Annotated in this window: 22 protein-coding genes; 3 read left to right on the forward strand and 19 right to left on the reverse strand. The window is 62.5% G+C overall.

Annotated features, from left to right (window positions below; all coding sequences use genetic code 11):
* Positions 1-11: 11 nt before the first annotated feature.
* From tsaE to NKJ84_RS07555, 8 genes are all read right to left on the reverse strand, one after another.
* Entirely contained in the window at positions 12-1,523 is a 1,512-nt protein-coding gene (gene tsaE, locus NKJ84_RS07520; RefSeq protein ID WP_352505965.1) for a tRNA (adenosine(37)-N6)-threonylcarbamoyltransferase complex ATPase subunit type 1 TsaE, read from the reverse strand.
* An 8-nt stretch (positions 1,524-1,531) separates the two neighbouring features.
* On the reverse strand, positions 1,532-4,093 hold the full coding sequence (locus tag NKJ84_RS07525) for a sensor histidine kinase (protein ID WP_352505966.1): 2,562 nt from the start codon (positions 4,091-4,093) through the stop codon (positions 1,532-1,534).
* 187 nt (positions 4,094-4,280) lie between these two features.
* Positions 4,281-5,681, reverse strand: coding sequence for an adenosylhomocysteinase (gene ahcY / locus NKJ84_RS07530; protein WP_352480192.1), 1,401 nt, complete (start codon positions 5,679-5,681; stop codon positions 4,281-4,283).
* Positions 5,682-5,838: 157 nt separating this feature from the next.
* On the reverse strand, positions 5,839-6,135 hold the full coding sequence (locus tag NKJ84_RS07535; RefSeq protein ID WP_023677551.1) for an HPr family phosphocarrier protein: 297 nt from the start codon (positions 6,133-6,135) through the stop codon (positions 5,839-5,841).
* A complete protein-coding gene (locus NKJ84_RS07540; protein ID WP_254815942.1) occupies positions 6,132-6,533 on the reverse strand; it encodes a PTS sugar transporter subunit IIA in 402 nt (133 codons plus the stop codon). The genes NKJ84_RS07535 and NKJ84_RS07540 overlap by 4 nt, the downstream gene beginning before the upstream one ends.
* A gap of 164 nt (positions 6,534-6,697) precedes the next feature.
* Positions 6,698-7,144: an HPr kinase/phosphorylase gene (locus NKJ84_RS07545; RefSeq protein WP_352505967.1), complete on the reverse strand. Its 447-nt coding sequence runs from the start codon at positions 7,142-7,144 to the stop codon at positions 6,698-6,700.
* 31 nt (positions 7,145-7,175) lie between these two features.
* The gene (locus NKJ84_RS07550; RefSeq protein WP_352505968.1) at positions 7,176-8,960 is read right to left on the reverse strand and encodes a sensor histidine kinase; all 1,785 of its coding nucleotides are present in this window, start codon (positions 8,958-8,960) and stop codon (positions 7,176-7,178) included.
* A gap of 147 nt (positions 8,961-9,107) precedes the next feature.
* Positions 9,108-9,809: a response regulator transcription factor gene (locus tag NKJ84_RS07555; RefSeq protein ID WP_023677547.1), complete on the reverse strand. Its 702-nt coding sequence runs from the start codon at positions 9,807-9,809 to the stop codon at positions 9,108-9,110.
* A 341-nt stretch (positions 9,810-10,150) separates the two neighbouring features.
* On the opposite strand from NKJ84_RS07555, the gene NKJ84_RS07560 reads away from it, so the two are divergent.
* The 3 genes from NKJ84_RS07560 to NKJ84_RS07570 all read left to right on the forward strand — a co-directional run bounded on the left by NKJ84_RS07560 (position 10,151) and on the right by NKJ84_RS07570 (position 13,025).
* A complete protein-coding gene (locus tag NKJ84_RS07560) occupies positions 10,151-11,761 on the forward strand; it encodes a phosphoenolpyruvate carboxykinase (RefSeq protein WP_352505969.1) in 1,611 nt (536 codons plus the stop codon).
* A gap of 79 nt (positions 11,762-11,840) precedes the next feature.
* On the forward strand, positions 11,841-12,278 hold the full coding sequence (arfB, locus tag NKJ84_RS07565) for an alternative ribosome rescue aminoacyl-tRNA hydrolase ArfB (RefSeq protein WP_352505970.1): 438 nt from the start codon (positions 11,841-11,843) through the stop codon (positions 12,276-12,278).
* Between the two features lie 129 nt (positions 12,279-12,407).
* On the forward strand, positions 12,408-13,025 hold the full coding sequence (locus NKJ84_RS07570) for an alpha-ketoglutarate-dependent dioxygenase AlkB family protein (RefSeq protein WP_352505971.1): 618 nt from the start codon (positions 12,408-12,410) through the stop codon (positions 13,023-13,025).
* 175 nt (positions 13,026-13,200) lie between these two features.
* Here NKJ84_RS07570 and NKJ84_RS07575 read toward each other — a convergent pair whose 3' ends face one another.
* The 11 genes from NKJ84_RS07575 to NKJ84_RS07625 all read right to left on the reverse strand — a co-directional run bounded on the left by NKJ84_RS07575 (position 13,201) and on the right by NKJ84_RS07625 (position 20,577).
* On the reverse strand, positions 13,201-13,650 hold the full coding sequence (locus tag NKJ84_RS07575) for a GtrA family protein (RefSeq protein ID WP_352505972.1): 450 nt from the start codon (positions 13,648-13,650) through the stop codon (positions 13,201-13,203).
* Positions 13,628-14,320, reverse strand: a complete 693-nt coding sequence (locus NKJ84_RS07580) for a class I SAM-dependent methyltransferase (RefSeq protein WP_352505973.1) — start codon at positions 14,318-14,320, stop codon at positions 13,628-13,630. Before NKJ84_RS07580 ends, NKJ84_RS07575 begins: the two co-directional genes overlap by 23 nt.
* Complete coding sequence (locus tag NKJ84_RS07585) at positions 14,320-15,360, reverse strand: glycosyltransferase family 2 protein (RefSeq protein WP_502904014.1); 1,041 nt, start codon at positions 15,358-15,360, stop codon at positions 14,320-14,322. Before NKJ84_RS07585 ends, NKJ84_RS07580 begins: the two co-directional genes overlap by 1 nt.
* A gap of 78 nt (positions 15,361-15,438) precedes the next feature.
* A complete protein-coding gene (gene coaA, locus NKJ84_RS07590) occupies positions 15,439-16,398 on the reverse strand; it encodes a type I pantothenate kinase (RefSeq protein WP_352480184.1) in 960 nt (319 codons plus the stop codon).
* Between the two features lie 18 nt (positions 16,399-16,416).
* Complete coding sequence (locus NKJ84_RS07595; protein WP_254815934.1) at positions 16,417-16,743, reverse strand: phosphoribosyl-ATP diphosphatase; 327 nt, start codon at positions 16,741-16,743, stop codon at positions 16,417-16,419.
* 37 nt (positions 16,744-16,780) lie between these two features.
* Positions 16,781-17,575, reverse strand: a complete 795-nt coding sequence (gene hisF / locus NKJ84_RS07600; protein ID WP_352506058.1) for an imidazole glycerol phosphate synthase subunit HisF — start codon at positions 17,573-17,575, stop codon at positions 16,781-16,783.
* Positions 17,572-18,408, reverse strand: coding sequence for an arginase family protein (locus tag NKJ84_RS07605; protein WP_352505974.1), 837 nt, complete (start codon positions 18,406-18,408; stop codon positions 17,572-17,574). The genes hisF and NKJ84_RS07605 overlap by 4 nt, the downstream gene beginning before the upstream one ends.
* Before the next feature lie 3 nt (positions 18,409-18,411).
* Complete coding sequence (hisA, locus tag NKJ84_RS07610) at positions 18,412-19,155, reverse strand: 1-(5-phosphoribosyl)-5-[(5-phosphoribosylamino)methylideneamino]imidazole-4-carboxamide isomerase (RefSeq protein WP_254815932.1); 744 nt, start codon at positions 19,153-19,155, stop codon at positions 18,412-18,414.
* Between the two features lie 2 nt (positions 19,156-19,157).
* Positions 19,158-19,448, reverse strand: a complete 291-nt coding sequence (locus NKJ84_RS07615) for a DUF1330 domain-containing protein (protein ID WP_352505975.1) — start codon at positions 19,446-19,448, stop codon at positions 19,158-19,160.
* A 3-nt stretch (positions 19,449-19,451) separates the two neighbouring features.
* Positions 19,452-20,102, reverse strand: coding sequence for an imidazole glycerol phosphate synthase subunit HisH (gene hisH / locus NKJ84_RS07620; RefSeq protein ID WP_352505976.1), 651 nt, complete (start codon positions 20,100-20,102; stop codon positions 19,452-19,454).
* A 1-nt stretch (position 20,103) separates the two neighbouring features.
* The gene (locus NKJ84_RS07625) at positions 20,104-20,577 is read right to left on the reverse strand and encodes a DUF2628 domain-containing protein (protein WP_352505977.1); all 474 of its coding nucleotides are present in this window, start codon (positions 20,575-20,577) and stop codon (positions 20,104-20,106) included.
* Between the last annotated feature and the right edge of the window lie 2 nt (positions 20,578-20,579).

Here is a 20,579-nt window from a genome sequence, read left to right on the forward strand (position 1 = left end):
ATCCTTAGCCGTCAAATCGAGCGTTCCTCCAGCAAGCCGTGGGCGATGTAGAAATCCTGCAGCCCGGCCAGCGCCGGATGCGTCAGCGCCCGGCGAAGATAGTCGCGGATGCGCGGCAGATGCTTCAGATAATAAGGCTTGCCGTCGCGTTTTTCGAGCCGCACGAAGATGCCGAGTACCTTGGAATTGCGCTGTGCGGCCATGATTGCATAGGTTTCGAGGAATTCGTCCTCGTCGAAGACGCCGGCCGCGCGCCGCGCGGCGATATAGGCGGCGAGCGTGTGCTTTTCGATTTCAGGTGAAATGGTGACGCGTGCGTCCATGGCGAGCGATGCGACGTCGTAGGCGGACGGTCCGATCAGTGCATCCTGGACATCGACGACGCCGAGGCGTTCATGACCGGAACGGTCAGCGCGCCAGATCAGGTTGGGCGAATGGAAGTCGCGCAACATAAGCGTGTATTCGCGCCCCTCGAGCCGATCGAGCACCGCATTCCATTCGCTGCGATAACCGGCGCGCAGCGCCTCGCTTGGCGGAGCGCGTGAAATCGCCGGGACATACCAGTCGACCAGCAATTCGGCCTCGATCATCATGGCGTCGCGGTCGAAAGGCGGCACCTCGTGGAAGACGCCGGGGCCGGCCTGCATGCGGGCCGGCCATGTTTTGCCGTGCATCATGGCAAGCAGTTCGGCCGCCGCCGCATAACGCGCGGCCACCGGCTGGCCGCGCTTGTCGAGAAAGCCTTGGGAACCGAGATGCTCCAGCAGAAGAAAACCCTGCTCGAGATCCTGGGCATGGATTTCCGGGACGCTGACACCGCCGGCCCGCAAGGCCCGGTCGATGGCGACGAATGCCGAAACGGATTGCGCCGTGTGGGCGATCTCGGCATAGGGTTTGCCGTCGCGGACTGGCGGTCCGAGCACCAGCCTTGGCGAGTTCATCAGCACGCGCGGCGGAAATCCGGCGAGCGTGACGATCTCGTAGGAGCGAGCCGAGGCATCACCGATAAAATGTCGTCGCTGCGCTTCGCCCCAACCGGCCTGTTCGAGAAAATCACGCATTGCCAGCGATCGCGCCGCGCGCTCGAAGGCGGCGCCCTCTCCCGACAGTCTCGCCAGTCGGCCGTCGCCCTGCTGGAGAAGTTCGACCAGCACCGACGTATTCGGCAAATATGCCTCTGCCCGCTCCGGCCATTCGACCAGCGCAGCCCCTTGCGTCAGCGCCTCGTCGAAGCCCAGCTCGTCCAGCTCGGATGCCGTGCCCAAGCGGTAGAGATCGAAATGATGGACCGGCACACGCGTGTCGTAGCTCTGGACCAGCGTGAAGGTCGGGCTCGGCACGTCGAGGCCGGCATCGTCGGCCAGCGCCCTGATCAGCGCCCGTGCCAAGGTCGATTTGCCGGCGCCGAGATCGCCCTTGAGAGCGAGCACGTCGCCAATGCGCAGCGACATGGCAAGATCTTCGCCGAGCCTTGCCGTCGCAGCCTCGTCGGCGAGAAAACGCTCCAGCACCAATACCGCCATCGACCGCGCTACTCGGCCGCCGCACGGATGCCCGACGGCGTGTCGGGAAAAGCGCAAACAACCGTGGTGCCCTTATCCCTGCCGGTCTCGATGCGGACGCTGCCGCCATGGAGTTCGACAAAGCTCTTGACGATCGACAGGCCGAGCCCGGCGCCACGGCGGCGGCCGCCATTGGTGCGCGGCTCGAAGCGCCGGAACACTGACTCAAGCAGGTCCGGCGGCATGCCGGGGCCGTCATCGTGAACGGAAAATTCCACGCCGTCGGCAAGCTGGCGGCAGGCGAGCGTTATGGTGCTCGCCTCCGGCGCGTAATTGGCGGCATTGCTGAGCAGATTGTAGAGTATCTGGCGGACGCGGATCTCGTCGCCGTGGAAGGTCTTCGGCGCGGCAGCCGCGTCGATCCTAAGCTTGATCGCATGTTCCTCCAGCCGATCGGCGACCAGTTCGGCGGCGGCCGTAATGGTTCGATTGATGTGAACTTCGGAAATGTCGAGTTCCATGATGCCGGCATCCACCGTCGCCAGATCGAGGATGTCGTTGACGATGGTGAGCAGGACCGAGGAGGACGAGCCGACATGCCCGATATATTCGCGTTGCTTCTGGTTCAACGGACCAGTCGACGGCAGTGAAAGAAGCTCGGTAAAGCCGATGATGTTGGTGAGTGGCGAGCGCAGCTCATAGGAGACGTGCTGCACGAATTCGTTCTTGATCTGGTCGGACTTTTGCAGCGCCTCATTCTTGTCCTTCAGCGCCCGCTCGACATTGACGCTGTCGGTAACGTCGACGAAGGTCATCATCACCTGGCCGTTGGGCAAAGGGATGACGGCGTAGCGCAAAACGGTGCCGTTGTTCAATTCGGTCTGGCCGTGGCGGTCGCGGCGCTCGTCGTCGAAGCCGGTGATGGCGGCAACGAACCCGCCCCACGGACTGTCGACGGCACGGCGGTCGCAAAGTTCGCGGATCGTCGAGACATGGACGTTGGGTTTTGAGGCATCGGCATCCAGCCCCCACAGGGCCGCGAAGGCCGGGTTGGACAATCTCAGCCTGCCGTCGGGGCCGAACACAGCGACGCCTTCGGCAAGGTTGTCGAGCGTCTCACCCTGAACCCGCACAGCGGTCTGATAGCGGCTTTCAAGGTCCATCTTCTCGGTCAGGTTCTCAAACACCCAGGTGACGCCGCCCTTGGGCTGCGGATTGGCGACGACGCGAATGGTTTTGCCGTCCGGCAGATGCCACCAATGCTCCTGCGATTCAACCGCGCGGTAGGCGCCGAGCAGGCTCTCTTTCCAGCGCCGCCATTCGGGCTGCTCGGCGATCTTGCCTTCGCTGCGCAGGCGGTCGAGCAGCAAGGCGTTATCCGGCGCGCTGTGCAGGAAACCGCTGTCGAGGCCCCATAGTTTCTGGAACGCCTGATTGAAAAACCGCAATTTCTCGTCGGTATCGAAAATCGCTACGGCGGTGTTGAGCTGATCGAGCGTGTCGGCGTGGCTCTGCACGGTCCGCTCATATTCGGCGCGAATGGCCTCGATGGCGCTGATGTCGCAGGCAAGACCAGCCGAACCATCCGCCCCGGCAAAATCGGTCACGGCAAACATACGGCGGTCGCCTTCGATCACCGTGGAGAGCGTCTGTTCGAAGACGGGGTGCGACTTGTGCTGCGCAGCGATGGTGTCGCGCGCCTGGCCTCCGAGGAATTCCTTGCCGTCACGAACCGCCGCTTCGGCATTCTCGGCCTCGACCGCTTCGGCATAGGCCCGGTTGACCCATTTCAGCCGCCCGTCGACAGTACGCAGCCATGACGGCATCTTGAGCGCATCCAGAAGACCGATCAGCGTCTCATGGTCGGCGGCCAAGCGCTGGTTCTCGATCTTCAGCCTGGCCTGGCTTCGCTGTGTCTCCGAAAGCGAGACGAAGCGAACCAGCACATGCGCCGCACTCTTGCGGCCGTGAACCTCGAGCGGCTGGCCGGCCTGCGATTCGATGACCAGATCGAACGGCTTTGCCTTGTCCCGCAGTGATGCGACGGCATGTTCGAGTGCGGCCGCCGAACGCGGCATCAGCCAGCGGCCGAAAGCCAGGAAGGCCGCCCGGTCCTCCGGCGCGCCGCTCTCGATCGGCAATGTCCCGACAAGCTCGGGCTTCTTGTTCTCGGCCGCCCATACGACCACGCGCTGATCGCGGGAATGGAGCAGCGCCTCGGAGCGCTGCAGCGCGGCATTGACATCGGCGATGCGGGTCCTGAGCTCGGCATTTTCCGCCGCGGTGCGCGCCCGTTCGCGGATCAGAAAGATGGCCGACAGCAATGCCGCCCCCATGACGCCGACGAACATGGCGAGTTGCATGACCTCGACCGTGCTGACCGACAGCCCGGCCTTTTGCGCCGCGCGGGTTTGGGCATGTGCAGTAAAGCCAAGCAGCGGACCAACCAGCGCGGAAGAAGCAAGCAGCACCCCGACACGGCTGCCGGCGCGCCATAGAAGGCTGCCGCCTCTGGCAGCGGAGCCCGTGACCGAATCGTTATGGCCGCCGGAAACGGCCTGTCCCGCGCAAGGCGGGTTATCCCCCGGCATGTCTTGGTCCTCTTCGCCGCCTGAATGCAAGACCGCCCTGATGCGTGCGCCGGGCCTCGTCCCCGGACCGCGAATCAGCACCATAGCGCTTGCGCGAATCGGCGTGAAGAATCAATCAGCGCAAAAATAAAGCCGGGCGAAAAGTCAATCGCCCGGCTTCAATATCTAGTGGCAAGTTTCGCCGTGGTTAATAGCGGTAGTGTTCCGGCTTGAACGGTCCCTGCGGAGTGACGCCGATATAAGCGGCCTGTTCGCCGGACAGTTCGGTCAGGCGGGCACCGAGCTTGTCGAGATGCAGGCGCGCGACCTTTTCGTCGAGATGCTTCGGCAGGACATAGACCCGGTTCTCGTACTGGCCGGGCTTGGTGTACAACTCGATCTGGGCCAACACCTGGTTGGTGAAGGACGCCGACATGACGAAGCTCGGGTGGCCGGTGGCGTTGCCGAGGTTGAGCAGGCGGCCTTCCGACAAAAGGATCATCCGCTTGCCGTCCGGGAAGGTGATCATATCCACCTGAGGCTTGATGTTGGTCCATTTCAGGTTGCGCAGCGAGGCCACCTGGATCTCGTTGTCGAAGTGACCGATGTTGCCGACGATCACCATGTCCTTCATCAGGCGCATGTGATCGAGGGTAACGACGTCCTTGTTGCCGGTGGTGGTGATGACGATGTCGGCCGTCGGCGCCGCGTCTTCGAGCGTGACCACCTCAAAACCGTCCATCGCCGCCTGCAGCGCGCAGATCGGATCGACCTCGGTGACCTTGACGCGGGCGCCGGCGCCCTTGAGCGAAGCCGACGAGCCCTTGCCGACGTCGCCATAGCCGCAGACGACTGCGACCTTGCCGGCCATCATCGTGTCGGTGCCGCGCCGAATGCCGTCCACAAGCGATTCCTTGCAGCCATATTTGTTGTCGAATTTCGACTTGGTGACGGAATCATTGACGTTGATTGCCGGGAACGGCAGCAGGCCTTTTTTCTGCAACTGATAGAGCCGGTTGACGCCGGTCGTCGTCTCTTCGGTGACGCCGCGGATCGCTTCCTTCTGCCTGGTGAAGAAGCCGGGTGATGCCTGCATGCGCTTCTTGATCTGGGCAAACAGGATCTCTTCCTCTTCGCTGCCCGGATTGGACAGCACATCCTCGCCGGCCTCGGCGCGGGCGCCGATCAGGATGTACATGGTGGCATCGCCACCGTCATCGAGGATCATGTTGGAGGTGCCGCCATCGGCCCACTGGAAGATCTTGTCGGTGTAGACCCAATAATCCTCCAGCGTCTCACCCTTGACGGCAAACACCGGAATTCCGGCCTCGGCAATGGCCGCGGCGGCGTGGTCCTGGGTCGAGAAGATGTTGCAGGAAGCCCAGCGGATATCGGCGCCGAGCGCCTTCAGCGTTTCGATCAGCACCGCCGTCTGGATGGTCATGTGCAGCGAGCCGGTGATGCGCGCGCCCTTGAGCGGCTTCTTGTCGCCGAATTCCTCGCGGCAGGCCATCAGGCCCGGCATTTCGGTTTCGGCGATCTCGATCTCCTTGCGGCCCCAGCCGGCAAGCGCGATGTCTGCGACCACATAGTCCTTGCTACCCGTCATGGCAGTGCTCCGATGCGAATTGATTGCGGGACGCGCCCCGCCCCGAAGGCGTGTCGGAGGGCGCGAGTTGCCGGCCTGACTAGCAGATCGAGAGTTGGACGACAATGGGATATAAAGAAATCTTTATCCGTGCATGTCTTCGGAAGCGATCAGCACGTCAGCATTCCTCGCCAAAACGGGAAGCAACCAGTTGCTCCAGCGCATCGATGACCTCTTCGGCCTCCGGGCCGGTGGCGGTGACGCGGATCGAATAACCGGGGCTTGCCGCCAGCATCATCAGGCCCATGATCGAGGTGCCGCCGACCTTGACGCCGTCCTTCTCGACCTGGACCGTGGCATTGAAGCCGCTGGCAATTTGAACGAACTTGGCCGAGGCGCGCGCATGCAGGCCGCGCTGGTTGACGATCGGAAAGTCGCGAACGATCTTGTCCTTTTCCGGCAACAGCGCGCTCATTTGCTGCTCAGGAGTTGACTGGCGACATTGATGTATTTGCGGCCGGCAGCCTGCGCTTCATCCAGCGCTGCCGTCATGTTGTCGCCCTTGCGAACGCTGGACAGCTTGATCAGCATCGGCAGGTTCATGCCGGCAATGACCTCGATGCGGCCGGATTCCATCACGGAAATGGCGAGGTTGGAGGGCGTGCCGCCGAACATGTCGGTCAAAACGATGACGCCTGATCCCGTATCGACGCGGCCGACTGCGTCGATAATGTCGCGGCGGCGCTGTTCCATATCATCGTCGGCACCGATCGCCACGGTCTCGAAATTGTCTTGTGGCCCAACGACGTGTTCCACGGCATTGCGGAACTCGGCGGCCAGTTGACCGTGCGTTACAAGCACGAGTCCGATCATTCTTTGGTGGCTCCCGTCATCGCCGCTTCACAGGCGCATTTTATGCTCGCCGACCGTTCCAGGCGGCGGGAGCGCTATCTTGTCGACGCAAGGCCCGTTGACAAGCCCAAAATTGCGCCGGCCCAAGCCAATTTGACGCATTGCAGCAAAAAATCGAAATCGGATCACAGGAAAGGCGCAATCGACAGACGCGACATCACTGCCGGCAAGGCGGCCGGGACATTGCGCCCGGCAAGATCGATGCGCGGCACTGTCACGCCGACAACGAGTTCGCTGCAGTCTTCCTGGAAGCGGACCATTTTGCCGGCTGGCACCAGCCGGATAATGAGGTCGATCACGCAGCTTGGCTCGAACTGTATCGGTTTGGGGCCGAATCCCGGCACCTCGACGAGGCCGGCTATGCTGGCTGGTGCGCGGCAGACCAGCCGCCCCTCGCAATCGGCGGCAAAGAGCTGGTCATCGCCGATCAGCCGGGAAAACAGCCCGCGCTGGCTGCAATGATCGATCAAGGCGAGCGCCAGCGTCGTCTTGCCCAAGCCGGACGGTCCGGTGATGAGAATGCCGCGATCACCTATCAGGATCGCGGTGCCGTGAATGTGTTCAGGCTGCACAATAGGACCAGGCGTGATTGGAATTCATCCCTCAGCCTTCCGCCGGCAGTGTCACCACGAAGCGCGCGCCCTTGATCTCGCCAGGCTTGGTGCCCGGGATGTTCTCGGCGCTCAGCGTGCCGCCATGGGCTTCAACGATCTGCCTGGATATCGACAGGCCAAGGCCCGAGTTCTGGCCGAACGCCTCGCCGGCCGGCCGATCGGTATAGAACCGTTCGAAAATGCGATCGATGTTATCGGCCCGGATGCCGGGGCCATTGTCGTCGACGGTGACGATGTTGAACTTGCCGGCGCGTGCCAGCGATATGGTGATGTGGCCACGATCTTCGGGAACGAACGAGCGGGCATTCTCGATCAGGTTGGTGATCACCTGGCCGATCCTCAGATCATGGCCGACGACGAAGTAGCCTTTCACGCCCTGCGGCAGTTTGGCGACCTTGAACTCGATCTCGACCGCCTTCTTGTTGCGCGTGGCCTCGCGCGAGACGGCGACCAGATCGGTGATGAACTTCTTCAGGTCGACGGTTCCCGCGTCTTCCCGCGCCAGCTCGGCATCAAGACGGGAGGCATCGGAAATATCGGTGATCAGGCGGTCCAGCCGCCTCACATCGTGCTGGATGATATCCATCAGCCGGCTCCGCGAATTGTCGTTCTTGGCCAGCGGCAATGTCTCCACAGCGCTGCGCAGCGAGGTAAGCGGGTTCTTCAGCTCGTGCGAGACATCCGCGGCAAAACTTTCGATCGCCTCGATACGGGCGTAGAGCGCATTGGTCATGTCGCGCACGGCGATCGAGAGATTGCCGATCTCGTCCTGGCGGTCGGAGAAGTCGGGGATTTCCTCGCGGTTCTTGACGCCGCGGCGAACCCTGACCGCCGCCGCGGAAAGCCGGCGAAGCGGGTTGGCGATGGTGGAGGCCAGCAGCATCGACAGGATGGCGGTAACCAGGGCGGCGATGCCGAACACGCGCAGGATCGCCTTGCGCTCGGCCGCGACGATCTTGTCGATGTCGCCGCCTTCGGTCGACAGCATCAGCACGCCGAGAACGGCACGGAAGCGCTGGATCGGCACCGCCACTGAAACGATCTGCTCGCCCTGCTCCGAGATCCGCACGATCGTCGACGGACTGCCGGTAAGCGCCTTGACCACTTCCGGAAACGCAGCGCCGTTGCCGCCCGGCTGCTCGCGATAGACGGGCAGCTGCTTGTTGCGGAAGAAATCGAAGACGAATTTCTGGATGCGCTCCAGAAGGTCCGGCTGCTCCTCTTCGACCGCCGGCAGGTCGTAGCGAAGGATCTGGCCGCGCGAATAGAGATGGCGGGAATCGAGCAGCAGGTTGGCGTCGCGGTCATAAATGCGGGCGCGCGTGCGCGTCGGCGAGATCAGCCGCCTGAGCACCGGCGCCACGCGCTCCGGATTGATCGGGAAATCGAGATTGTCGAGCTGGTCGGAGCCGGGGCCGAGGCTTTCGCCGGCCTGCAACTCAAGCAGCTTTTCCGGATCGATGCTGATCGAATCGGTTTCGACCGTCGCCGACGCGGCGATCGCGCCGGCGATGATCTCGCCTTGAGTCATCAGGCTCTCGACACGGGCGTCGATCAGCCCGTCGCGAAAGGTATTGAGATAGAGAATGCCGGTGACCAGGACGGCAAGGCCGGCAAGATTGAGAAAGAGGATACGCCGCGTCAGGCTGGAAAAGATGTGATGGCCGAGAAACCGGCGCATCGGCACCGTAATTTTCGACACGAAGGCGGGCAGAATCCGCGGCGGGCGCCTGGCGGCGCCCGACCGTCTCACTCGCTCTACTTCCACTGCCATCGAATAGCAGCTCCCGCTCGGTAATTAGTGAGTAGTGAGTAGGCAGCAGGAATAGAGAAATGGTTGCTGAGATCGCGGCGATGCATGAGTGGCCGCTCGCATCATTCAAAACTGACTACCGACTATTCCCTACTGCCTACTGCCTATTCATGCTTCGCGGAACCGATACCCGACTCCGTAAAGGGTTTCGATCATTTCGAAGTCATCATCGACGGCCTTGAACTTCTTGCGCAGCCGCTTGATGTGACTGTCAATGGTGCGGTCATCGACATAGACCTGCTCATCATAAGCGGAATCCATCAGCGCATCACGGCTTTTTACGACGCCCGGGCGCTGTGCCAGGGAATGCAGGATGAGGAACTCGGTGACGGTCAGCGTCACCGGCTCGCCCTTCCAGGTGCAGGTGTGGCGCTCCTGGTCCATGACAAGCTGGCCGCGCTCAAGCGACCGGGCCTGCTGGTTGGGCGCCTTGGCCGCCGCCTCGCGGGTGCTGGCGCGGCGCAGCACGGCGCGGACGCGTTCGACCAGAAGACGCTGCGAGAAGGGTTTGCGGATGAAGTCGTCGGCACCCATCTTGAGGCCGAACAGTTCATCGATCTCATCGTCCTTGGAGGTCAGGAAGATCACCGGCAGGTCGGATTTCTGACGCATCCGGCGCAGCAACTCCATGCCATCCATGCGCGGCATCTTGATGTCGAGGATGGCGAGGTTCGGCGGGCGCGCCGCCAGTCCCTCCAGCGCCGATGCCCCATCCGTGTAGGTTTCGACCCGATAACCCTCGGATTCGAGGGCGATCGAAACCGAAGTCAGAATGTTGCGATCGTCGTCGACAAGCGCGATTGTTGCCATTTCAAGCGGCTCCCTCATGAGCTGTCCCTTCTTTCGTCGAGAAGGGGCTTTTGCAGGACAAATTAGGTACAAAATGTGGCATAGGCTTTATCCGCTGTCACGCGCGGCACGCCGGCGGCCACAATTGTACCTCGATAGGGATTGGACGAATGAACATCGCCAATCCTTGGGCAACCATCAGTGTTTTTGCACATATAAACGATTTAAACAACTTTCAAAATATTTAAATCGATTAATGATTTGATATCATTCGCCTTTTCTGGTTTTGACGTTATTAGCTCCTGCAATGGGGTTTCCGGAATTCGCCGGTAAAGACGCGGTAAATCGAAGAAGGGACACCCATGTCGGAAGCCGGCAAACGCAATCCTGCATGTGCAATCGATCGGATCGGCCTGAGAACCACTGGCGTGGTGCGCTATAATTTCGGCGCGGCCGCGCTCTACGAGGAGGCCATCCGCCGTGGCGAGGCCCGACTCACCGCGCATGGCGCGCTTGCCGCCGAGACCGGGCAGCACACCGGCCGCTCGCCCAGGGACAAATTCGTGGTGCGCGACGAAAGCACCGCGCCGCATGTATGGTGGGACAACAACAAGGCGATTTCGCCGATCCAGTTCGATACGCTGCTTGCCGATTTTCGCGCCCATGCGGCTGGAAAGGACCTTTATGTGCAGGACCTGGTCGGCGGTGCCGACGAGGAACTGAAGCTGCCGACCAGGGTGATCACGGAGCTTGCCTGGCACTCCTTGTTCATCCGCAATCTGCTCATCCGGCCTGCCGCCGCCGAACTCGAGCATTTCGTGCCCGATTTGACGATAATCGACCTGCCGTCGTTCCGCGCCGATCCCGCCCGCCACGGCACGCGCGGCGAAACGGTGATCGCGGTCGATCTTTCGCGCATGATCGTGTTGATTGGCGGTACCTCCTATGCCGGCGAGATGAAGAAGTCGGTGTTCACCGTGCTCAACTATCTGCTGCCGGCAAAAGGCGTGATGCCGATGCATTGCTCGGCCAATGAAGGGCCCGCCGGCGACGCGGCCGTTTTCTTCGGCCTTTCCGGGACCGGCAAGACGACGCTGTCGGCCGACCCGTCGCGAACGCTGGTCGGCGACGACGAGCATGGCTGGGGACCGCACGGCATCTTCAATTTCGAAGGCGGCTGCTATGCCAAGACGATCAAGCTTTCGGCCGAAGCCGAGCCGGAGATCTTCGCCACCACCCAGCGCTTCGGCACGGTGCTGGAGAATGTGGCGCTCGACGCCGGTCGCGTGCCGGATTTCGACGACGGCGGGCTGACCGAAAACACGCGCTGCGCCTACCCGCTCCATTTCATCCCCAACGCCAGCAAGACGGGGCGCGCCAGCCACCCGAAGAACATCATTATGCTGACCGCCGACGCATTCGGCGTTATGCCGCCGATCGCGCGGCTGACCCCGGCGCAGGCGATGTATCATTTCCTCTCCGGCTATACCGCCAAGGTGGCGGGGACCGAGAAGGGCATTACCGAACCCGAAGCGACATTTTCGACATGCTTCGGCGCACCGTTCATGCCGCGGCATCCGTCGGAATACGGCAATCTGCTGCGCGAGCTCATCGCCCGCCACGGTGTCGATTGCTGGCTGGTCAACACCGGCTGGACCGGCGGCGCCTACGGCACCGGCAAGCGGATGCCGATTAAGGCAACGCGGGCGCTGCTTGCCGCGGCGCTCGACGGCTCGCTGAAAGCGGCCGACTTCCGCACCGACGCCAATTTCGGTTTTGACGTACCGGTGACGGTTGCCGGCGTCGACCGCGCCATTCTCGACCCGAGATCGACCTGGGTCGACAAGCCCGCCTACGACCGGCAGGCGGCAAGGCTGGTCGGCATGTTCGTCGACAATTTCGAAAAGTTCGAAGCCCATGTCGACGCCACCGTGCTCGGCGCCGCACCACGCATGCAGGTAGCGGCTGAATAGCCGTCGCCCCTGGTGATGCTTCAAGGCCCGGCTTCGATCGGGCCTTTTCTTTTTCCGCCTGCCGCGCCATCACTGCGGCATGAACGCCGACGACAAGATCATCATCACCGACGATGCGGTGATTAATCCGGGCGACCTGCACGAGGACTTCATCCGTTCGTCCGGCCCGGGCGGCCAGAACGTCAACAAGGTGGCGACGGCGGTGCAATTGCGCTTCAATGCCGCCAACGCGTCTGGCCTGTCGGAGCGGGTGCGCGAACGAACCATCAAGCTTGCCGGCCAGCGCGCCACCAAGGACGGCGTCATCGTCATCGAAGCCGGACGCTTCCGCACCCAGGAGCAGAACCGGGCGGACGCCCGGGCGCGGCTGACGGCACTGGTCGCCAAGGCCGCCGAACCACCGTCGCCGCCGCGCAAGAAGACTAGGCCATCCAAAGGCGCGGTGGAAAGACGGCTCAAGAGCAAGGCCGGGCGCGGTTCGATCAAGAAACTGCGCGGCCGGGTCGGGGATGACTGACAGCCGAAGCGGCTTCGGATCTCAGATCGCCGGTTAAAGCGCGCAGCCACCGTCGGAGGCGGCTTTCGGGTCGCCGTTTTCGTTTGACGGTGGCATTCTGATTTCCAGACCAACGGATCAAGCGACGCGATGCTCATACTGCCCAAAGGCGTCCGCCATATGCCCGGCTACCTGTCGCGCGCCATGCAGGAAGTACTGGTGGAAGATATCAGGAAAGTCGTGGAGGAAGCCCCGCTGTTCGTGCCGGCAATGCCGCGCACTGGCAAGGAGATGAGCGTGCGCATGACCAATTGCGGCCCGCTGGGCTGGGTCACCGACAAGGAGCACGGCTATCGCTACCAGCCGACCCACCCGGTGACCGGAATGCCCTGGCCGCCGATCCCGGAGATGCTGCTCGATCTGTGGCGGGACGTATCTGCCTATGCGCACCCGCCGGAGGCCTGCCTGGTCAATTTCTATTCGCAGGATGCCAAGATGGGTCTTCACCAGGACCGCGACGAGAGCGATTTCTCCGCGCCTGTCGTCTCGGTCTCGCTCGGCGATGATTGCCTGTTCCGGGTCGGCCAGACCACGCGCGACGGCGCCACCAAATCGTTCAGGCTGAAGAGCGGCGATGTCGTGGTGCTCGGCGGCGAAGGCCGGCTCTGCTTTCACGGCGTCGACCGCATCTACCCTTCGACCTCGGCACTGCTCAAGAATGGCGGCCGCATCAATCTGACGCTGCGGCGGGTGACTATGCCGAAATAGGCTGTTCGGGTGCCCCGGGGGTGCCAGTACCACGACCGCCGTTGTAGCGTTTGGCCAGCAGCAGGGCACTGCCCGGCCAGGGTTGCAAGCCCGGAGCCTGGCGGTGCGTTGCATCGTTGCGCGCACGCCAGGCCTGGAGCGCCAACAGCCGATCTCGGGCGGTCCGGGAATCGCATCATCTCGAGCCGTTCCGCAAACCGAGCCCAGCACTGGCGAATACCCAGTGGCGAAGCATCACATAGTTGACGAGCGGGATTACGAGGCATGTCAGCACAATCGGAATCTGCGCCTGCAGGCCCAGAATCCCGGACAACACGGCGGGCAGAAGAAATGACACCGCCAGACCAAGCAATGTCAGCACGAAAAAGCGAGGCGCCTCGAAACGATGCGCCCCGCTGGACACGAAGGTAAAATACTTGTGTCCGGCATAGGAGAAGACGGCGGCGATGGCATAAGCGAGCACCGAGGCCGAAGCCGGCCGCATCGACACCGCGTCCCCCGTCGAAAATACCGCGGCAAGCAGTGCGTAGAGCAGAGTGGCGCCAAGGCCGATAATCAGGAAACGCGCCGGCCGCTTTGCAAGTCTGGAGCCCGAACCGGCGCTAAACACGGCCGCTGCACACATATTGCGCACCGAGCGGCAGATTTGAGAGCCAGCCCTCGACCCTGCGCGCGACCGAATTTGCGAAAGGAAACATCAGAAAATGTCTGCCTTCGACCTGTGTGAGGCCGGCTGTCTCCATGAGATGCCCGGCTTGGCGGCGACTGATCAGGACAGCATCTTCATCGAAGGGGCAGCGGAAGACGGCCAGGCGTGTCAATGGATTGAACGGGTTGTGCTCGATCACCGAGACAACGCCGCCGGGTCGGACGACGCGTCGCATCTCGGAAACGAAGCTCGGCCAATGTTCGGGCGGCACATGATGGACGACGCAAACGGCGAATGCGAGGTCGAATGTGCCATCCGCGTAAGGCAGCACGGGAGCCGTGTAGTCGGCATAGGTGACCCAGGGGTTTTCCTCACGCGCCCGGGCGATGGATTCCTTCGAAATGTCGCAGCCGTGAAGGTCTGGAAAAAGCGGCTTCACGTAAGGATGCAGCGCGCCGATCCCGCAGCCGACATCAAGCGCCCGAACGCTGCCCTCGCGCCTCGCGATACCGCGTGTCGCGATCAGGTCGGCGAGAGGGGCCAACTTGGCGTGCAGGAAGAAGTCATGCTTCAGCCCGGAGAAGCTGATCGAGTCGTCGACAGTCCTGTTATAGGTGGTGCGATATTGATCGAAGAGTTCGGCCATCAACCAAACCTTCTGTCGCGTGACGCCGACAACGTCGCCTCGGTGTTTCGATTGTCGACTTCCGCCCGGAGCGCGTCCTCGAAGCCAGTAAGGCGATCAACGACATAGAGCGGCCGGCGCTTGATCTCGGAGTGGATCCCGCCGACATAGAGGCCGACGATACCGGTCATGAACAGGTTGATCCCGGACAAGAAGGAAACAATCACAACTGTCGACGTCCAGCCTTGGACAACACCGAAACTGAATGCCCAGGAAGCCACGGCAAAGAGCCCGAGCAACGCGGCTACCCCCGAGATAGCGAGCCCGGCCCAGAGCGCCATACGCAATGGTTTTTCCGAAAAGCCGATGACCCCGTGGACAGCCAGGCGGAGCATCTTCCAGAAAGGATACTTTGTTTCACCTGCGGCGCGCGCCGGCCGCTCGAATGAAACCGCCGTCTGCTTGAATCCCATCCAACCGAACATGCCGCGCACGAAACGGTTGCGCTCCGGCATCTGCTTGAACGTATCGAGAGCCTTGCGGCCGATTAGCCGGAAATCGCCAACGTCGCGGGGAATGTCGACCGAAGTCATCTTCTCCATCAGCCGGTAGAAGATGCTGGCTGTCAGCCGTTTGAACCAGGTTTCGCCTTCGCGCCGCATACGCCTGGCGTAGACGATTTCATAGCCCTCCTTCCACTTTTCCACCAGTTGGAGAACGACTTCCGGGGGATCCTGGAGGTCGGCATCCATGACCACCACGGCTTCGCCGGCAGCCGCATCCATGCCGGCCGTAATTGCAATCTGGTGCCCGAAATTGCGCGACAGTTCGATCAGCCGGAAGCGTGGCTCCTCGGCAACCATCCCACGCAGGTAGATCACACTCGTGTCGGTACTGCCGTCGTCGACGAAAATAGCCTCTGCCGGTGCGTCCAGCACGTCGAGCAGGGCGACTATTCGCCGGATAAGGAGTGGAAGAACCGCCTCCTCGTTGAAGATCGGAATGACCAGGGAATAGCGGAGCTGCGTCGCACGAACTCCGGTACTGCTCGCGTTGATCACAGACTGCTCCCGACAGATCCGCTGGAATTGCCCATCGAACACTAGCCGGGATAGCCTAAGGCGCCGTTAACCGCGCCGTTACAGTTTCCTGAGCGCCACTTCCTCGACCAGATGGTTGGCGCCCTTGCGCAGGATGAGATCGGCTCGGGCGCGGGTCGGCAATATATTCTCGCGCAGATTCTTCAGGTTGATGTTGGTCCACAGACCCTCGGCGATGGCGCGGGCCGCATCCTCGGAAAGTTGCGAATAGCGGTGAAAGAAGGAGGCCGGGTCGCGGAAGGCGGTTTCGCGCAACCGCATGAAGCGGGCGATATACCAGTGATGGATCAGCGCCTCCTCCGCATCGATGTAGATGGCAAAGTCGAAGAAATCCGACAGGAAAGGCACGATCTTGCCGTCCTTCGGCAGCTTGCCCGGCTGCAGGACGTTAATGCCTTCGAAGATCAGGATGTCGGGCCGGTCGATGGTCTGGAACGCGCCCGGAATGACGTCATAGGTCAGGTGCGAATAGACCGGCGCGCGGACGTTGCGCTGCGCCGATTTGATGCCGGACAGGAAACGCAGCAGCGCGCCGACGTCGTAGCTGTCGGGAAAGCCCTTGCGCTCCATCAGATTGTTGCGGCGCAGGACTTCGTTCGGCAGCAGGAAGCCGTCGGTGGTGACCAGGTCAACCTTGGGACTCGACGGCCAGCGCGCCAGCAGCTCCTTTAGCACGCGCGCCGTGGTCGATTTGCCGACCGCGACGGAACCGGCAATGCCGATGATGAACGGTGTCTTGGCCGCGTCCAGCGCGTTGAAGAAGGCCTGGCGCTGCCTGAACAGGAGTTGACTGGCTTCGACGTGAGCCGACAACAGCCGCGACATCGAAAGATAGATGCGCTCGACTTCGTGGAGATCGACCGGATCGTTCAGCGACCGCAGACGACGGATTTCGTCCTCGGTGAGCGTCATCGGCGTATCGGCGCGGAACCGCGACCATTGCTCGGCCGAGAAGAAACGATAGGGTGAATACTTCTCGGTAGGAGCGAGCTGGTCCATCGAGTTCCTCCGCAGCGATCAGCCCCGGTCCAGCCGAGACGCCTTTTCGGCGATGCCCGAACGACCGGTGCGGCGTTCAAGCTCGTTGAGCACATCGCTCAGCGGAATGTCCGCTATGCCGAGAACGACAAGCCAATGATAGATGAGATCGGCGCTTTCCGAAACAAGCGCGTCCCGGTCGGCGCTGACGGCTGCGATCACCGTTTCGACCGCCTCTTCGCCGAGTTTCTGCGCTGCCTTGCTCATGCCGCGCTGAAAGAGCTTGGCCGTCCACGAATCCGGATCGCCGGAACGCGCGCGTTCGCCAATAATCTTCTCCAGATCGGAGAGCGAGAACTCGGTCATGACGGCGTTTACAGCCTCTTCTTAGCCGGAAAAGGCTCTAGGACCGATTACCCGGCGAGTCCAGCCGCATCGGCAGTCCGGCCTGAGCCATGTGCAGCTTGGCCTCGGCGATGCTGTAGGTGCCGAAATGGAAGATCGACGCCGCCAGCACCGCGCCGGCATGGCCGTCGCGAATGCCTTCGACAAGGTGGTCGAGCGTGCCGACGCCGCCGGAAGCGATGACCGGCACGCGTACGGCGTCGGCGACCGCGCGGGTAAGGGCTATGTCGTAGCCGGCCTTGGTGCCGTCGCGGTCCATCGATGTCAGCAGGATCTCGCCGGCGCCGAGATCGACCACTCGCCGAACGAACTCGACAGCGTCGATGCCGGTCTTCTCGCGGCCGCCATGGGTAAATATTTCCCAGCGGTCGGCCTCGCTCGCAGCGGACACTTTCTTGGCATCGATGGCGACGACGATGCACTGGTTGCCGAATTTGTCCGCTGCTTCGGCGACAAAATTTGGGGTCTTCACCGCCGCCGTGTTGATCGACACCTTGTCGGCGCCGGCCAATAGCAGCTTCCTGATGTCGGCGACCTGACGGACGCCACCGCCAACGGTCAGCGGCATGAAACATTGTTCGGCGGTGCGGGCTACTACATCGAAAATGGTCTGGCGGTTTTCCGACGAGGCGGTGATGTCGAGAAAGCAGAGCTCGTCGGCGCCGGCCGCGTCATAGGCTTTTGCCGCTTCGACGGGATCGCCGGCATCGACCAGGTCGACGAAATTGACGCCCTTGACGACACGGCCGTTCTTGACATCCAGACAGGGGATGACGCGGGCTTTCAGCATCAGATCCTCTCGATCGCCGCAAGAAAGTCGACGAGCAGCTGGCCGACGACGGGCGGAACCTCGGACTGGGAATCAAAGGCCGGGTCGTATGCCGAGAGCGTAACGCCCGCGATCGGGATAGACCTGGCCAGTCCGCAGGCAAGCTGCCGTAACTGTTCCGGGCTCGGACCGCCCGGATGCGTGTAGCGGTTCACCTGCAGCACATTCGGATCGACGACGTCCAGGTCGAGATGCAGATGCGCCCGCACAGTCACTGTCGCCGTGAGCTTTCCGATCATATCGAGTGCACCGGCACATTCGGTGCGCACGATCGGCAAGGTTTCCAGCAGGCGCTTTTCGTCGGGATCGACGTCGCGGGCATCGACCAGCATGCAGCGCGCCGGGTTTATCGGCCGGAACCCCGGAATCGCTGCCGCCATCGGACGCCAGCAGAGCCCGAGAGTCGCCGCCAGCGCCATGCCGTCGAGAAAGCCGTAGGCCGACGTCTCCGGCGTGTTGAGATCGCCATGCTGGTCGATCCAGATGATCGAATCCGCAGCTTCACCGGCAACCGCACCGGCGGCGGTCAGGCAATTTCCAGCAAGGATAATGGGGAAGCGTCCTCCATCGCGGGCGAGGCCAACCTTGGTCGCGACAGCGTTGCAGACGGCGAAGCCGGTTGCGATTTCGCGCCCCTGCTCGTCTCCCACCTTGCCGATATCTTCGACGGCGACTTCATGGCCAGCCACGGTCAGGGCTTCGACGAGCCCACCGCCGACAATGGCGTCCGGACCCTGGCCGCACCCTTCGTGATAGTGCCCGCTGTCATAGGGAGCGAGGATAATCGAGACCTTCACGTTTCACACCCCTGCCATCGGTTTGCCACGCAGGATCGCCAGTGCCTCGGCCGGATCGATGCGGCCGTCGTAGAGCGCGCGACCGGAGATCGCGCCTTCGAGCTTCTGCGCATCGGGCATGGTCATGCGCACGATGTCGGCGATCGAGGCGAGCCCGCCCGAGGCGATGACCGGGATCGAAACCGCCTCCGCAAGATCGATGGTGGCGTCCCAGTTGATGCCGCTCAGCACCCCGTCGCGATCGATGTCGGTGTAGATGATGGCGGCGACGCCGGCGCCTTCGAATTTCCTCGCCAGTTCGATGACGCCGAGACTCGAGGCCTCGGCCCAGCCTTCGACCGCGACCTTACCGCCCTTGGCATCGATGCCGACGGCGATCTTGCCCGGGAATGCCTTGCAGGCCTGCCTGACCAGATCCGGATCGCGCACCGCCACGGTGCCAAGAATGACGCGGGCCAGCCCACGGTCGAGCCAGTCCTCGATCTGCGCCAGGGTGCGGATGCCGCCGCCGAGCTGCACCGGACTGCTCGTCGCCTTGAGGATGGCGCCGACCGCGGCGCTGTTGACGCTCTGGCCCTTGAAGGCGCCGTTGAGGTCGACGACGTGCAGCCATTCGAAGCCCTGCTCTTCGAAGGCGCGCGCCTGAGCGGCGGGATCGTCGTTATAGATCGTCGCAGTTGCCATGTCGCCATGCCTGAGGCGCACACATTTGCCATCCTTAAGGTCTATGGCCGGAAACAGGATCACCTTCAGGCGCCTTCGACGATGACAAAGTGGCCGGTCGAGCCGGCGAGCCTGTACTTCAAGGCCTCCTGGTATTCAGGCGAGCCGTAGCATTCCAGCGCCATTTCATAGGATTCGAATTCCACCAGCACGTGGCGATTGCCTGTCGGTCCTTCCGGGCTGATATACCGCCCGGGGCGCACCGGGAACTTCGCCCCGTATTTCGCGAAAGCCGCGGCATTGGCCTCGATGTACTGCTTGTAGATCTCGGGATCGTGGACATCGACCATTGCCATCCAATAGCCCTTCTTGCTCATGGTTCAGGGCCTCCAGCCTAGGAAATTGGTGATCAGCGCCAGGCCCAGCGCCTGGCTCTTCTCGGGGTGGAATTGCGTTCCGGCCAGGTTGTCGCGGGCGACAGCGGCCGTTACCGGGCCGCCGTAGTCGGCAACCGCCAGCACCTCATCCTCTTTCCGTGCATCGAGATGGTAGGAGTGGACGAAATAGGCGTGCAGTCCCTTGCCGCCCGTCGCAATGCCGGAAAACAGCGGATGCTTGCGCTTCAGGTCAATCGTGTTCCAGCCGATCTGCGGGATCTTCAGTGTCGGATCGGCCGGCGTGATCTCCTTGACGTCGCCGGCGATCCAGCCAAAGCCCTTTGTGACGGTCTTTTCCAGGCCCCGCTCCGACATCAGCTGCATGCCGACGCAGATGCCGAGGAACGGCCGAGCCTTGGCGATCGCCACCTCCTCCACCGCTTCCCACATGCCGGCGACCGCACGCAGTCCAGCGGCGCAATCGGCATAGGCACCGACGCCGGGCAGGACGATGCGGTCGGCGGTCCTGACCCGCTCGGCATCGGCGGTGAGTTCGATCGCGGCGGCAATGCCGGCTTCATGCGCAGCACGCTCGAAGGCCTTGGTGGCCGAGCGCAGATTGCCCGACCCGTAGTCGATGATCGCGACCCTCATCTCAGGGCTTTCCCGGAATATGGTTCAGCCCCAGTGCCAGGCCCATCTGCGCCGGCCGGGCATGTGCTGCGTCTGGGACGATACGCTGCGCATGAGTTTGTGAATCCGAATCCGCAGCGGCTTCCAACACATAGCGGATGTCGGCGTCGTCGAGCCTGTCGGCCTCGACGACACCCCATTCATGCCAGCCGCGGCGACGAAGGGCTGCAATTCGCAAGCCTTGTCCCTCCAGCCCGACAAAGAGCATGACAAGGAAGGATAAAAGCGAGCCGGCTGTTTCCAGGTCCAGCCTTTCGCCCAGCATCGAGAGCAGGCCCATGGCGACAAACGCCAATGCCGCCTCAACCCACAGCCGGTGCCAGGCCAGCCACAGCGGCGGCACCAGGAAGCCGAGCCAGGCAAAGCCGTCACGGATAAAGATGGTGTCCACGCTTTCACCGCGGCCTGGCGGCTCCATCACGACATAGATGGCCATGG

Origin of the sequence: Mesorhizobium sp. M0048 (assembly GCF_040323405.1) — a bacterium.
Taxonomy (GTDB): Bacteria; Pseudomonadota; Alphaproteobacteria; order Rhizobiales; family Rhizobiaceae; genus Mesorhizobium.